Origin of the sequence: Salinimonas chungwhensis DSM 16280, assembly GCF_000378185.1 — a bacterium.
Classification (GTDB): Bacteria; Pseudomonadota; Gammaproteobacteria; order Enterobacterales; family Alteromonadaceae; genus Alteromonas; species Alteromonas chungwhensis.
Genome location: NZ_KB899380.1, coordinates 109,329 through 123,355, shown reverse-complemented (window position 1 = coordinate 123,355; position 14,027 = coordinate 109,329). Strand labels below are relative to the sequence as shown.

Below are 14,027 nucleotides of genomic sequence, written 5' to 3'. Positions count from 1 at the left end.
GTTATTCTCCGCTTACTCGTTGAACCTGCTGGTTATTAATACGCGCCTGAGGCAAACGTCGTATCACCCGGCCTTTTTCATCCACCGATAAGGTCCCGGTTAATCCTTCCAGACTAACCTGCGGTAACAGCGCCATTTGCATGACGTTAGGCAACATCTGATAAGCATCTACACCAAACGCAAAAAAACGTGAAAATGTCGTACTACGGTCAGGCCATAACTGATTGGCGGTATCGGTAAGACTGGTCCACCGGTTTTGCGGTAACATCCAGGGCATATCAATAAAACGTACATTCTGCAAATCCCGCCACTGATTCTTGCCGCTATCGTATTCCATCGAACGTGATGTGGCATAGACCGGTACGGTTTTACCATCAAACGGACTGAGACTTGCCTCCACCATAGGATTCAGCAGTTCTGTTTGTTCAGGAGAGGCAAAGACTACAATGGCATCAATGTCCCGACGGTTACGGGTTACATTGTAAAGTTTTTCATTAACCATGTAGCGAATCTGATCAATCCGCGATTTACTTTGTGCCACGCCAAGTGCATCGGTAATGCCCTCTTTGAGCGACCCACTGTCATCAAAGGTGACTACGTTCAATGCGCGGGCTTTGTCTTCTGCCTTATGGTGAGACTGCCAGCGTTTTTCAAAAGCGTCCAGTAAACGCTGATATATTGAGCCGTTAGCCGCCACTACAATAGGCGACCGATAGCCTTTTTCGGCGATATGGTCGGCCAGCTGATAGGCTTCATCTTCTGGCGCCAGCGCAAACCAGGTTGCGCTGGGCGAAGGGGGGGCAACAGCAAAGCTTTCCGGGACCAGTGGACTGTCAGGTGTGCCTAATATCGTATCCGGAGTATCGTCAGGCCGGTTAAGCGCCAGTAGATTAATATCCGAGGGTAATTTGGGCAGCACCATATCCAGCGTTTCTTTTAGTAGCGGGCCGATGACCCAACGGCTATCCCCGATAGCATTGATTAGCTCGTCTGGCTGTTTTTGATGTGTATCCACAAAACTGATAGTCGGAACGGCAGATGCACCGGACTCAGATAACTGTTGATAATACGCGGCCAGAATACCATCTTTCACCGCCATACCAGTGCCCTGATAGCGACCGCTCAATGGCAACATCACAGTAATATGAGGTATTTCTTTGTAGCGGGTCATGGCAGCCTGGGTGATTGGCTCAGGCAGATGATCCACCAACGGCTTACCGCGATAGACGCGGGTAAAATTATCCAGCGCTTGCTGCAGAGAAGCACTTTGCAACCCGTTGTCTGCGACCAAAGCGCGCAATGCAAAATATGGCTGCAATTCAGGATACTGACCAGAGGCTTGGTTGATTTCGCTGGCTGGCACGCTATTGATCCAGCGCCACACTTTATCGACACTTGCGGCAGTATTGGGCATAAACTGAACATATGCTGCCGCTGCGGCAAGATAATCTTGCTGACGTAAATAAAGCGTTGTAAGCAAACTAAGCTGACGCTCACTAAGTTGCTCGTCTTTCTCAACTGGTTGTAATAAATCAATCAGCGCTTCGGGCTCGATGCCGGGATCATCAACATACGCCTGTGCAATAAGTGTATTCACCCGGCTTCGCTGCAACCTGGATAATGGTTGTTCCAACAACCATAGCAATACCTGCTGAGCATGAATCCGCTGGTCATCCTGTAAATAGGCGATGACAGTATCCAGCAGAATATCATTAAGCTGCCGGGAATCGCCGCGTTGCTGAATTTGCTGCGCCTGGCGCAGCAAAGACTCCGGCGTTTGCTCAACTTGCTTTATCCGGGGGCTTTCATTAGTAGCGATGGTTTTTCGTGGCGCCTGATTAGATGAAGTACTACATCCGGCACTTATTAGCGCCAGGGCTAAAGCACAATACGTTAGCGATAAACGAGCCCGACTTTTCAGTTGCACATCTGTTCCCTCTTATTTGGAGGAATTAAGTTTATCTGAACACACAGGAAAATCTACGTTTGCAGCGATAAACCGTACTCGGGGCGTGTTACACTGCACGTTTTAATTTGCAGGTAACAGGTGAATATGTCCGCTCCAGCTACGCTTTATATCGTACCCACACCTATAGGTAATCTTGAAGACATCACTGCCCGCGCGCTGAGAATATTGGAAACCGTAGACTGGATAGCTGCGGAGGATACCAGACACACCCATCGGCTGTTACAGCATGTCGGGATCAAAACCCGAACGCTGTCATTACATGAACATAATGAAGAAAAGCGGGCGGCGATGCTATGTCGCCGCTTGCTTGATGGCGAGTCAGTTGCTCTGGTTAGCGACGCCGGAACTCCCCTTATCAGCGATCCGGGATTCTTACTGGTACGTCACTGTACTGACCAGAATATACCGGTCGTTCCCTTACCTGGTCCCTGTGCAGCTATAACAGCCTTAAGTGGCTCTGGTCTACCCACTGACCGGTTTATTTTTGAAGGTTTTTTGCCAGTTAAAAAGCAGGCAAAAGAAACGTTGCTTAAGCTTTTAAAAGAACGTAATGCGACCACTGTTTTTTATGAAGCTCCCCGACGGGTTTTAGATACGCTGGCGGAGATTCAAAAAATTCTGGGGGATGACCGGCGCATTGTTCTGGCAAAAGAACTGACCAAAGCCTTCGAAGCCTATGTAGGCGGGTCGGCCAGTGAATTAATCAGCTGGTTAGAAGCTGAACCGGCCAGACAGAAGGGCGAGTTTGTACTTATGGTTTCGCCGGCGCCGGTTAAAGAAACTGAAATACCCGCACCGGCCCTTGCCCTGTTGGAAGAATTGGCTGAAGTATTACCGCTGAAAAAAGCCGCAGCTATCGTAGCCGGACATTACAAACTCAAGAAGAATGCGCTGTATCAGGCCGGTCTTAGCTTTGGCCAGCAGTCGGATAAAGAATAGTAAGGCCGCTTTGGTAATCAAAATGATGGGTAGCCGCGTATCCACACTACAATTACAGGAGGGTCTATGACGAAGCAAACCTTAAAGCTGGAAATTAATGATGGCACGTGGATGGTAAATATTGTCGACAGAGCCAACGATGATGGTGCCTACGAGCTTCTTCATCCGAATAAGGAAGCTCAGGTTGAGGTTGACGAGAATAAAATGCAGGGGTTCGAATACAATATCACCGCTCATGCCGGCACGCCCTTTAAGTTGCTGCTGGATGATAAGGTACTGGCAGAAGGTGAGGCTTCCAAAGAAGGCGTCGCACGTGGCAAAGGCGTGATATAACGGTTGCAAAAAACACCGATAACTGACGGGTGCAGTTATCGGTGTGATATTCTGGGAACACTAAGACAAGCGATGCTTGAAGTCGTCGTAATTAAACTGTCGCACCAGTTCAAATTCACCATTGCTACGCAAAATACCAATAGACGGGTGCTCAACACCGTTAAAAAACGACGTTTTAACCATGGTGTAGTGCATCATATCCTGAAACTGAAGCCTATCACCGATAGCTAGTGGTTTATCAAAAGAGTACGTATCAATAACATCTCCGGCCAGACAGGAATTTCCTCCTAAACGATAATTATATTTTTTATCGCCTGGCATTCCACCATGCAAAATATCGGGTCTGTAAGGCATCTCAAGTACATCGGGCATGTGGGCAGTAGCCGAGATATCCAGAATAGCAATATCGCCTTCATTTTTGACTACATCAACCACCTCTGCGATAAGCGGGCCGGTTTGCCACGCCACTGCCGAACCCGGCTCCAGGATTACATCCAGATGAGGGTAACGGGAAGTGAAATCACGCAGTGTATTTATCAAATGGTCAACATCATACCCGTCCCGAGTCATCAGATGCCCACCGCCGAGATTGAGCCATTTAAGCTGTCCGAGCCATTTACCGAAACGCTTTTCTATTGCCTGCAAGGTGCGGGCGGTAGCGTAAGAATCACATTCGCACAGGTTGTGACAATGAAAGCCTTCAATACCTGTTAAATCCACATCATCAATTTCGTTGGCGCGTACTCCCAGGCGAGAACCGGGGGCCGCCGGATCGTACAATGGGGTTTCAGCTTCCTGATGCTCCGGATTAATCCGCAAACCCAGGGAAACATCCGGCATCGAATGACGATAACGTTCCCATTGGGAAAGACTGTTAAATGATAAATGGTTAACCAGTTTATTTAGCTGATCAATATCATCTGGCTTGTAGGCAGGTGAATATGCATGTACTTCCTTACCCATCTCTGAGGCCAGTTTGGCTTCCCAGACTGAGCTGGCTGTGGCACCGTGCAAATAAGGTTTGATGATGTCAAATGCAGACCACATTGAGAAACCTTTAAGCGCCAGGATAATCCTGACACCTGCAGCTTCCTGTACCCGCTTCATCAGGCCCAGATTTTCCAGTAATTTGGCTTCTTCAAGCACATAGCAGGGGGAGGGGATGTCCTCCCGTTGAGTTAGATCGCTCAAGCGATGCTCTCCTGATTACTTAGTGAACGGGCTTTCGTCGCATTCAAGCACATGCCATGGTAGGCCATGTTTGCCTAGCTCTTCCATGAAGGGATCAGGGTCAAACTGCTCCATATTCCACACGCCCGGTTTCTTCCAGGTTCCGTCCAGCATTAATTTGGCACCAATCATCGCCGGAACACCGGTGGTGTAGGACACAGCCTGAGCACCAACCTCTTCGTTGGTTTTGGCGTGCTCGCAGTTGTTGTAAATAAAAATAGTTTTTTCTTTACCGTCTTTGATACCGGTTATATAGGTACCGATACATGTCATTCCTGTGTAACCCTCAGCTAATGAGCCGGGGTTTGGCAAAACGGCTTTTAAAAACTCCAGTGGGACGATCTTCTGGCCCTGAAACTCGACGGGCTCGATGCTGGTCATGCCGATACCTTCGAGCACGCGCAGGTGGGTCAGATATTCTTCACCGAAGGTCATCCAGAAACGGGCACGTTTGATGGTAGGAATATGTTTAACAATGGATTCCAGCTCTTCGTGGTACATCATGTATGACGGACGTACACCGATATTCTGATAATCCAAATCCTTACGAACACTCAACGGATCAGTTTCTTTCCACTCACCATTTTCAAAATACTTGCCACGCTGGGTAATCTCGCGAATATTGATTTCAGGGTTGAAATTGGTTGCGAAGGCCTGGCCGTGATCGCCGCCGTTACAATCTACGATATCCAGATAATGAATCTCGTCGAAATAGTGTTTTGCCGCATACGCGGTAAATACATTGGTTACACCGGGATCGAAGCCGGACCCCAGCAATGCCATAATACCGGCATTTTTGAATTTATCCTGATACGCCCATTGCCATTTGTATTCAAATTTCGCTTCATCTTTGGGCTCGTAATTTGCGGTATCCAGATAATCTGTGCCGGTGGCCAGACAGGCATCCATAATTGGCAAATCCTGATACGGCAAAGCCAGATTGATTACCAGATCAGGTTTTACCTGATTAATCAGCTTTTCGACTTCGTCGGCATTATCGGCATCCAGTGCAAAGACTGCTTTAACCCGGTCTTCTCCCACTTCCTGCTGAAGGGCTTCGCATTTTGATACCGTGCGACTTGCCAGATAGATTTCATCGAAAAACTCTGGCAGACGCGCACATTTTTTTACGGTTACTGTTGAGACGCCACCGGCGCCAATAATTAAAACTCGAGACATAAATGAGTTCCCAGGACGTTGAAATTTTCGCTGAATCCTAGCAGACATCACTAAATTGGCAAGCAAAGTTGATGTTTGCAATATATAAAAAAGCCATCAATCGGTGATGACTTTTATCTGTGCTGACTGAAATTTTGCCGGAAGCATCGTCTGACTGTCGCTGACATCATCAATGTCACCATCCTGCCATAACCCTACTACAATAAGTTTTGCTGGTCATGGCCTTACGCTGAATGATTCATAGGCGGCGAAATAACAATCTTTTTGCCAACTCGGCGATAAGGGTAAAGTAATACTGTCTCATTACCTGTCGAATCAGTCGCGTTAATCGCAATCGCATCCAACTGATTGTTGTGCTCAGTGGTCACGGTTGCTGCATAAACCAGAATACTATGGCTGCGAGTATCCGTAGTGGCATCAATAATGCGCCATTGCAATTGCTCTATAAGGTAACTTTCGTTTTGAGGACTGGCTTTGTCATCCGCAAACAGACAACCCACCTCGCGGTCTTCATAAACTGCGGCAAAAGGATAGACTGCCTGACAATGTGGCAGTATTAGCTCGCAAAGGGTTAGCGCTTTGCTGATCAGTGTCTGTAATGGCGTAGACAGCTGAATAGGACCATTTATCACAACATCACCCTCCGGCACTCGCAAAGACAGAAAAATGAAGTGCGTCAAAAAAATTTACTGTCAGTTTTTACTGACTCAATTAAAATTAAAACCTGCCCCTGTCTTGTATTGTTAGAACGAATCAGGTGGTAAGCAAGATCAATTTCGGGCACCCTGCAATCCCCCAGTGTGTATGGCGAGTATTGCGCTACCCCGGGCAAATTCACCCATTGCTATTTTTTCTTTTAATGCAAAAAACAGTTTAGCCGAATATACCGGCTCAACCGCAAGCTGATATTCATCAGCTAATTGCGCGCAAAACGCGGTCAACACACTGTTTTTCTTAGCATACCCGCCAAAGTGAAACCTATGATCGATACGCCAGTTTGGCTTGGCAGCTGGCAGCAAGTTACCGACCAGATTCTCAAGGTAGTCTTCTCCTTTTAATACGGCAATACCGCAAACATGCTGAGTTGGCGGCGAGAACTCGGCCAGCCCGGCCAGCGTCGCACCACTAGCAACAGGCACAAGAATATGGTCAAAATTCTGTGGAAGCTCGCTGATAAGGGTAGCGATACCATTAGTGGCCGCGTGACTACTACCCCCTTCAGGAATGATGAGCGCACCCGGATACTGATACTGCAGCTGTGCAAGATAAGCCGGGCAAGTACGTTGCGCATATTGCTGGCGCGTAACAAAAACAATATCGGCGCTCCATCGCTTTAAATCATTGAGCATCGGGGTAACGTTGTGCTGATACTGGCCGCGAACGATAGCTGTAAACGGAATTTTCAGCTGCTTGCAGGCAAACCCCAATGCATGAAGGTGGTTGGAGAACCCGCCGCCAAAGCTGACAATGTGAGCAGGGGCCTCAGTCAACTGACTGAATATACCGTGTAATTTACGCCATTTATTGCCTGATATTATCGGATGAATCAAATCATCACGTTTTATGAAAATATGCAGGTCCTCAGCGCCAGGCCAGTTCGGCTGAAAGCGCTGCAACGGACTGGGTAAAATTATGGAGGAAAGTTCCTCTAGCTGAGAGGAGGTGGGTGCTGGTGGCGTCATGTTTAATATTCTTTAATAAATGATCACAGTGAATTTATTCGCGGTAAAGACAATAACATCAGCAAAAAGGGTTTTACTATGCGGCGCGGTCTCCTCATAACGTTATTAATCATGTGCACTCATACAGTCAACGCTGCCAGCGCTCCTGTGAGCAATGAACTTGAGAACCCGCAGATAGTGGGAGAGGGAAAGTTTACCTACTATTTCTGGGATGTCTATAACGCCACCCTGTATGCACCTGATGGCGACTGGGACAAGGCCGGTTCATTTGCGTTGAACCTTGAATATTTGCGGGACTTTGAAGGTAAGAAAATTGCTGAGCGAAGCATTGAGGAAATAAAGAAGCAGGGCTTTACCGACGAAGGTGTACTGGACCAGTGGCGTCAGGAGATGGAAAAAATTTTTCCGGACGTCAGTGATGGAGATTCCATAACGGGTATCGCTACCAGCGACAATGCAACCCGCTTTTTCCTGAACAACGAGTTAATTGGTGAAATTGCTGATGCATCGTTCACCGAGCATTTTTTCAATATCTGGTTGGGCGAGAAAACCTCAGAGCCGGAGTTACGGGATAAACTGATAGGGGATAGCAGCGAATGAAGATATTGCGTTACGGCACCGTTTTATTAATGAGTCTTATGCTAACCGCATGTATTGGCGCCCCGGATGGAGAAGATTACGAAGCTGTTACTCCAAAACTGGATATTCAGACTTTCTTTACCGGTGATGTCAAGGCATGGGGGCTTGTGCAAGACCGCTTTGGTGAGGTGGTTCAGCGTTTCAAAGTTGACATTAATGGCAGAATGGAAGGTGATACACTCATCATGGATGAACAGTTCGATTATGGCGTTGGCAAAGGCCCGTCCAGCCGAACCTGGAAGATCACCCCTGATGGTCAGAATTCGTATATTGGCAGAGCCGGAGATATTAACGGCGTAGCACGTGGCACCAGCTACGGAAATGCGTTTAATTTTGAATATGAAATGGATTTACCGGTGGGCGGAACGACCTACACAGTTACCTTTGATGACTGGTTTTTTGCCTTTGACGAAAACACGCTGATGAACCGGTCTTATATTAAAAAATATGGCGTTATGATTGCTGAAGTGAATATCTTTATGCAGCGCCAGAACTAGGCTCTCCAATCTCAGCCACGGACGGCTTTTCAAAAGTCATGGTAATGCCGAGTCCAGAGCCTGCCATCAGCGGGTCTGGAACATAAAAAATACTGGCGTCGTGCAAATCTGCGACAGCTTTGACCATCGAGAGCCCCAGCCCGTTTCCGGATGATGTACGGCTTTCCTGCGCGCGATAAAAGCGTCTGTCCAACCGGTCAAAATGGTGGACATCCAACCCTTCTCCAGAGTCATCGATACTGACAATATACCGGCTTTCAGATTCTTTGGCAGTAACGCGGATTTGCGCATTTTCGCCCGCATATTTTACTGCATTATCAATAAGATTGGCAAAGGCCTGGAACAACAGGTTTCGATCACCGCGCAGTGTTGCCGGTTGAATATCAAATGACAGGCGCATGTGCTTTTCCTCAATATAAGGCTCATACAGATCAACAACATCTCGCACAATATCGCCTAAACTGACTTCTTCAAAACCCTGACGCTGGCGTTTGCTTTCTATATCTGCAATACGAAGCAGGCCATTGAACATACCCAAAAGCACATCAGTTTCCGATAACGCGGCCTGTTTCAAATGGCTGTCGGGCAAATCATCTACCTTCGAGCGTAGTCGCGATAAAGGAGTACGTAGGTCGTGAGCAATATTGTCGGTTACTGACTTGATGTTTTGAACCGATGATTCAATCTTATCCAGCATTTTGTTAAACACCAATGCCAGCTTGCTCAAATCGTCCCAGTTGCTGTCTATATCCAGCCGTTCGTTGAGGTTGCCTGTTTGCATAATTGTATCTGCCGTGGCGGACATACGATTAATACGATTAACCACATATAAGGCCACGCCCAAACTCAGCCCGGAAATAACACCGAGAATAGCGATGAATACCCAGCTTAATGAGCGGCTGAGTCGTTGCGCACTGTATAGCTCGTCAATATCACGGGCTACTGTTACCGTGATACCGTCAGCGATAGTATCACGGCGTACCAGCACCGCCTTATTGCCCCAGCCGGGGGCATCGACAGTGGTCAAGGGAGAGCTTATTTTGACAATATCTGCATCACTGTCGAATGTCAGGTCAGCCAACGGCCGACTATTGCCGGCCAAAAAAGTGCCATCCTTATCGGTAATGGCGATCCAGTTCATTAACTCATTATCAAGATTATCGTCTACCAACCCTACCATAGCGGCCTGGCCACTACGTTCATAAACAGCATCGTAGGCCCACAACTGAGCTAACGCTGCGTTGCGAGCCTCATCAATAAGAATATCTTTGTTGGTCACCGACCACAGATAAATGATGAACGCCATGGCGGCGCCTGAAAGAAGGGTAATCAAGGCACCTACCCGAAAGCTGGAGCTTCGGGTAAATGTGCCAATCGCAATCACGCCAGGCTTTCCGAGATTCGGTAGCCAGTGCCACGGACTGTCTCTATCAACGGCACGTTAAATGTCTTATCCACTTTCTGGCGCAGTCGGCTTATATGTACATCAATCACGTTAGTCTGAGGATCAAAATGATAATTCCAGACGTGCTCGAGCAACATACTGCGGGTTACGACTTTACCGCGATTGCGCATCAGACATTCCAGTAGTTGAAATTCTTTAGACTGCAGGTCGATTTCGGTGTCGCCCCGAGTGACTTTGCGATTAAGCAAATCAAGGGTTAGATCGCCAACCTTAAGTGATGTTGTGGTATCTGCCTGACGCCCTGCAATACCTTCCACCCGGGCGAGCAGTTCTTCAATTGCAAATGGTTTGGTAAGATAGTCGTTAGCGCCTGAACGCAGACCCTGAACCTTGTCTTCTACCTGGCTTTTAGCGCTCAATAGCAGCACAGGAGTGGTGTTTTCCTGCTCTCTGAGCGATTTGAGGATACTTATCCCATCTGTACCAGGGAGCATGATATCCAGAATAATAATATCGAAGTTATCATTGGACGCCGTCAACAGACCATCTGAGCCATTTTCCACGACTTCACAGGTGTGACCTGCTGACTCCATTCCCTTTTTTACATGCCCGGCTACTGTACTGTCATCTTCTATAATTAACGCTTTCATGATTCGCCATTCTTCTGTGAGCCTAGAATCCATTTAGGTAATACAATCTTTGGTGATACAGCAAAAATCACCCCGATCGATCACTTAACCGCCAAAATGTTTGTTCTAAGGTGTCGAATTATCGCGCGGTAAGCGCGCCTTTGTAGCATAAGGTGTAAAATTCGGCACATCGCCACTACCGGCTATATGTTGAAGTTTACGCCAGTATTCGGCGGTCATCAAATCGCCATGTAATGATTTAAGCAGCTCCTTTAAATACTTTTTACCAACAATAAAATGTTCGAACTGCTCAGGAAACACATCGTTGGGCGCCACTGAGAGCGTATCGATTGCATAAGGGTCCTCGCTTTGCGGCAGCTCTCTGAAGTTTCGCTCATGCATCAGGCAGATTTCATCATAATCGTAAAAAATTACCCTGCCCAGGCGCGTTATACCAAAGTTTTTGTGTAGCATATCACCGGGAAAGATATTCGCCAGGGCGATCTGTTTAATACACTGACCTAATTCGTCTATGGCATGGCGCACCCTGGCGGGATCGGTTTCCTGTTCAAGATACAGATTGAGGGGCGTCATTCTGCGCTCTATGTACAAGTGCTTAATGATGAGTTCATCATCGGTTATCTCAATACTGGAGGCGCAGGTGCTGTGTAGTTCGTCAAGCAATGCCGGCGCGATACGCGCTAAAGGCAAGCGAAAATTGACATACTCATGGGTGTCAGCCATGCGACCCACCCGATCTGACATCTTAACCAGTTTGTAGCAGCGTTTAACATGTTCTCTGGTAATTTTTTTACTTTCGGCAAACTCGTCTTTAATGATTTTAAATACGACGCCGTAAGAGGGCAGATGAAACACCATCATAACCAGACCACGGGTGCCTGGAGCAGTCTCAAACTGGTCATCTGATTGCTCTAGGTGATGTAAAAAGTTGCGATAAAACACTGTTTTTCCGTGTTTGAAGTGGCCCAGCGCCATATACAGCTCAAAGTGTTTTTTATGCGGCAGCAGTTGCTGAAGAAACGCCGCAACCTCAGCCGGATACAGCGTATCCGCCATAAAGTAGCTGCGGGCAAATCCAAAAATAATGCTCAGGTCTTTTCGGTCGGTAAGCAGCGCATCCACAAACAGCGCCTGCTCGGCGTTGGTTTGTAAAGCGATAACAAAAGGCAGCGTTTCGTCGGGCATGCAAATTCGCCCAACAACATATGCCGCTTTAGACCGATAGAACACTGGCTTTAGCATCTCCACGGCGGTTACGCTGGCCAGTTGAGACGGACTGAGTCGCTTTCGCAGTGCGATTTCTAAGTTTTGCATATCACGCTGTTTATCCTCAAACGGAATGTTAAAGCGATAAACGTGAAAAATGGCATCGTACATTTTTGCTACAGTAGTGCGTGGGTCAAAAAAGTTGATGACTTTTTCTTTATCCCGACCCGGTAGATAGCACCGACTGGGCAGCATAAACATCACACTGTTATCAATTTTTCGATGCTGGAAGATGCGTCCTATGACTGAGTTATAGAAGGTTTCGGCAAGCTCGAATTGAGGGTGGCCTTCCAGGAGTGAAAAGTAGGCCTGTTTCATGGTATGCCAGAACGCATCATTTTGCTGATGTACCGAAAGGTCGTGATAAATATCGGCTACTGCATCTGACAAACTCTGCTCATAAACATTAATGCGCTCTTTCGACGCACTGACAGTCTCTTGCCATAACCCTTTCTCAAACCGTTCCTGCGCGCCTCGGGTAATGCGGGAAAACCAACGATAACTTTTATCAAAATGCTGAATGATGCGAAATGCGATTTTTTGAGCGGATTGATGATCGGCCGGAAGCATGAGCGATACTCTTTTACAATGCAGAGGTTAAATTGTCACGTCCGCTAGGACGTAAATTTGTTTGCTTTTTGGCTAAGCTTGGGTAACTTAACAAACACATTTTGTCTTTATAATATCAGTGTTATAGCACACGGAAAGTGAACAGGGTACATAGTGAATTTTAAAGTGATGGTGTGTGATGATTCGGCGGTGGCGCGAAAGATGGCCATACGCTGTTTGCCAGCGGCGCTGCAGGGTAGCGTGCAACAGGCTGAAAATGGACGTGACGCGCTGGCACACCTGGCGTCCGAACATTTTGATTTACTTTTACTGGATCTTACCATGCCTGAGTGCGATGGTATCACGGTGCTGGATGAAATTCGGGCCCGTCGGTACGAGGTATTCGTCCTTGTTGTATCCGGTGATATTCAACCGCAGCGTAAACAGGCAGTTAAAAAATTCAATACACTGGGCTTTTTGAACAAGCCAGTATGCGCCAAACGGGTTTGTCACATACTGACCAGCTATGGATTATATTAGTTAGTTGGCATCAGGTAGATTTCTCTTACGCTATTGCGCTGATGCGCATCAACGGCAAAAACAACCGCTTCGGCTACATCTTCAGGCTGTAGTTTGTCGTCTTTGGATTCATCAAAGAAAGGCGTATTCACCACACCCGGGCAAATTGTAGTACAACGTCCATTCCACTCTTTCATTTCTTCCGCCAGATTATTACCAAAACCATACGCGAACCACTTGCTCGCACCATATACCGATCCTTTGATTGCACGTCTGCCAGCTGCAGAGGCTGTCATAATGAAATGACCTTCTGTTTCCCGCAAATGGGGCAGCGTCAGCTTGGCTGTCCATAACAGTGCTTTCACATTGATATCAATTAATTTATCCCACTCCTGAGGATCGCCGTTTTCCGTGCCAGCAGCGTTGAGACCAATTCCTGCATTGGCAAACGCTACATCGAGGCGTCCGAAATGTGCGACTGTTTTTTCGACCACTTCTTTTTGCGCTTCAAAAGACGTGGCGTCAGCGGCAAAAGCCACCGCGTTATCCTCACCCAGTTCAGCAACAAGATCATTAAGTTTGTCTTCGCTACGCGCGGTCAGCGCGACTTTATGGCCAGCTTTAACCAAGTGCTGGGCCGTGGATTTTCCAATGCCGCTGGACGCGCCGGTAATTAGTACAATTTTACTTTTTGACATAATGTCCTCCGTCAACAATATAATCACTTTCGCACCAGCACGACAGACGGATCAGTTTTTAATGTAACACGCAGATGTTTTGATACGGCACGCAGGTATTTTAATGGCTGGATACTTCTAACGTTGCCCGGAAATAATCCCGTTGGCGGGAACAGGCTAAGACGACAGGTATTTCGTCTGTGCTTGGCTTGGGTTGCTCTTTGGTTCAAGCTGATTGAACTCTCTGTTTTAACTGGCCCGATGAGCAGCTAGCATGCCGCATAGCTGGTGCGCTGAATTATTTACAACTTTTCGACGGATAGTTGGTTGACAGATAGACGTCTATACGGCAAATTGGATGCATGAAAACAATGATTCGCACCACCGGCATGATGATTATTACCACCTCACAGAGGGCGGTTGCTGGTTAGTGGATGAAAGTCACGAATACCAAAAACCCGCCCTCCAGGAGAGCGGGTTTTTTTTTACCTGA

Annotated in this window: 14 protein-coding genes; 5 read left to right on the top strand and 9 right to left on the bottom strand. The window is 47.4% G+C overall.

All coding sequences use genetic code 11. The features are described 5' to 3' along the window. Position 1 precedes the first annotated feature (1 nt). A complete protein-coding gene (locus tag F458_RS20130; RefSeq protein ID WP_018983298.1) occupies positions 2 to 1,927 on the bottom strand; it encodes a penicillin-binding protein activator in 1,926 nt (641 codons plus the stop codon). 126 nt (positions 1,928 to 2,053) lie between these two features. Here F458_RS20130 and rsmI point away from each other — a divergent pair, with 126 nt between their 5' ends. Then, a complete protein-coding gene (gene rsmI, locus F458_RS0110095) occupies positions 2,054 to 2,908 on the top strand; it encodes a 16S rRNA (cytidine(1402)-2'-O)-methyltransferase (protein WP_018983297.1) in 855 nt (284 codons plus the stop codon). A gap of 66 nt (positions 2,909 to 2,974) precedes the next feature. Beyond that, a complete protein-coding gene (locus tag F458_RS0110090; protein WP_018983296.1) occupies positions 2,975 to 3,241 on the top strand; it encodes a hypothetical protein in 267 nt (88 codons plus the stop codon). 60 nt (positions 3,242 to 3,301) lie between these two features. On the opposite strand, the gene nspC is transcribed toward F458_RS0110090, so the two are convergent. The 4 genes from nspC to F458_RS0110065 form a co-directional block, all read right to left on the bottom strand. Beyond that, the gene (gene nspC / locus F458_RS0110085; RefSeq protein ID WP_026294613.1) at positions 3,302 to 4,432 is read right to left on the bottom strand and encodes a carboxynorspermidine decarboxylase; all 1,131 of its coding nucleotides are present in this window, start codon (positions 4,430 to 4,432) and stop codon (positions 3,302 to 3,304) included. A 15-nt stretch (positions 4,433 to 4,447) separates the two neighbouring features. Continuing rightward, positions 4,448 to 5,650: a saccharopine dehydrogenase family protein gene (locus F458_RS0110080; protein WP_018983294.1), complete on the bottom strand. Its 1,203-nt coding sequence runs from the start codon at positions 5,648 to 5,650 to the stop codon at positions 4,448 to 4,450. A gap of 224 nt (positions 5,651 to 5,874) precedes the next feature. After that, positions 5,875 to 6,330, bottom strand: a complete 456-nt coding sequence (locus F458_RS0110075) for a hypothetical protein (protein WP_018983293.1) — start codon at positions 6,328 to 6,330, stop codon at positions 5,875 to 5,877. Between the two features lie 90 nt (positions 6,331 to 6,420). After that, a complete protein-coding gene (locus F458_RS0110065) occupies positions 6,421 to 7,332 on the bottom strand; it encodes a 1-aminocyclopropane-1-carboxylate deaminase/D-cysteine desulfhydrase (protein ID WP_018983291.1) in 912 nt (303 codons plus the stop codon). A 111-nt stretch (positions 7,333 to 7,443) separates the two neighbouring features. On the opposite strand from F458_RS0110065, the gene F458_RS0110060 reads away from it, so the two are divergent. Together F458_RS0110060 and F458_RS0110055 are read left to right on the top strand one after the other, a co-directional pair. Next, positions 7,444 to 7,932 (top strand): chalcone isomerase family protein, encoded by a 489-nt coding sequence (locus F458_RS0110060; RefSeq protein ID WP_156824218.1) that lies wholly within the window; start codon positions 7,444 to 7,446, stop codon positions 7,930 to 7,932. Next, positions 7,929 to 8,468 (top strand): DUF3833 domain-containing protein, encoded by a 540-nt coding sequence (locus F458_RS0110055; protein ID WP_018983289.1) that lies wholly within the window; start codon positions 7,929 to 7,931, stop codon positions 8,466 to 8,468. The genes F458_RS0110060 and F458_RS0110055 overlap by 4 nt, the downstream gene beginning before the upstream one ends. On the opposite strand, the gene F458_RS19365 is transcribed toward F458_RS0110055, so the two are convergent. The 3 genes from F458_RS19365 to aceK form a co-directional block, all read right to left on the bottom strand. Next, positions 8,449 to 9,852, bottom strand: a complete 1,404-nt coding sequence (locus tag F458_RS19365; protein ID WP_018983288.1) for a sensor histidine kinase — start codon at positions 9,850 to 9,852, stop codon at positions 8,449 to 8,451. The two genes, F458_RS0110055 and F458_RS19365, sit on opposite strands and share 20 nt — an antisense overlap. Further along, positions 9,849 to 10,523 (bottom strand): response regulator transcription factor, encoded by a 675-nt coding sequence (locus F458_RS0110045; RefSeq protein ID WP_018983287.1) that lies wholly within the window; start codon positions 10,521 to 10,523, stop codon positions 9,849 to 9,851. The genes F458_RS19365 and F458_RS0110045 overlap by 4 nt, the downstream gene beginning before the upstream one ends. A gap of 105 nt (positions 10,524 to 10,628) precedes the next feature. After that, entirely contained in the window at positions 10,629 to 12,359 is a 1,731-nt protein-coding gene (aceK, locus tag F458_RS0110040) for a bifunctional isocitrate dehydrogenase kinase/phosphatase (protein WP_018983286.1), read from the bottom strand. Between the two features lie 153 nt (positions 12,360 to 12,512). On the opposite strand from aceK, the gene F458_RS0110035 reads away from it, so the two are divergent. Beyond that, a complete protein-coding gene (locus F458_RS0110035; RefSeq protein WP_018983285.1) occupies positions 12,513 to 12,878 on the top strand; it encodes a response regulator in 366 nt (121 codons plus the stop codon). Here F458_RS0110035 and F458_RS0110030 read toward each other — a convergent pair. Continuing rightward, positions 12,875 to 13,555, bottom strand: a complete 681-nt coding sequence (locus tag F458_RS0110030) for an SDR family oxidoreductase (protein WP_018983284.1) — start codon at positions 13,553 to 13,555, stop codon at positions 12,875 to 12,877. The genes F458_RS0110035 and F458_RS0110030 overlap by 4 nt on opposite strands. Positions 13,556 to 14,027 lie beyond the last annotated feature (472 nt).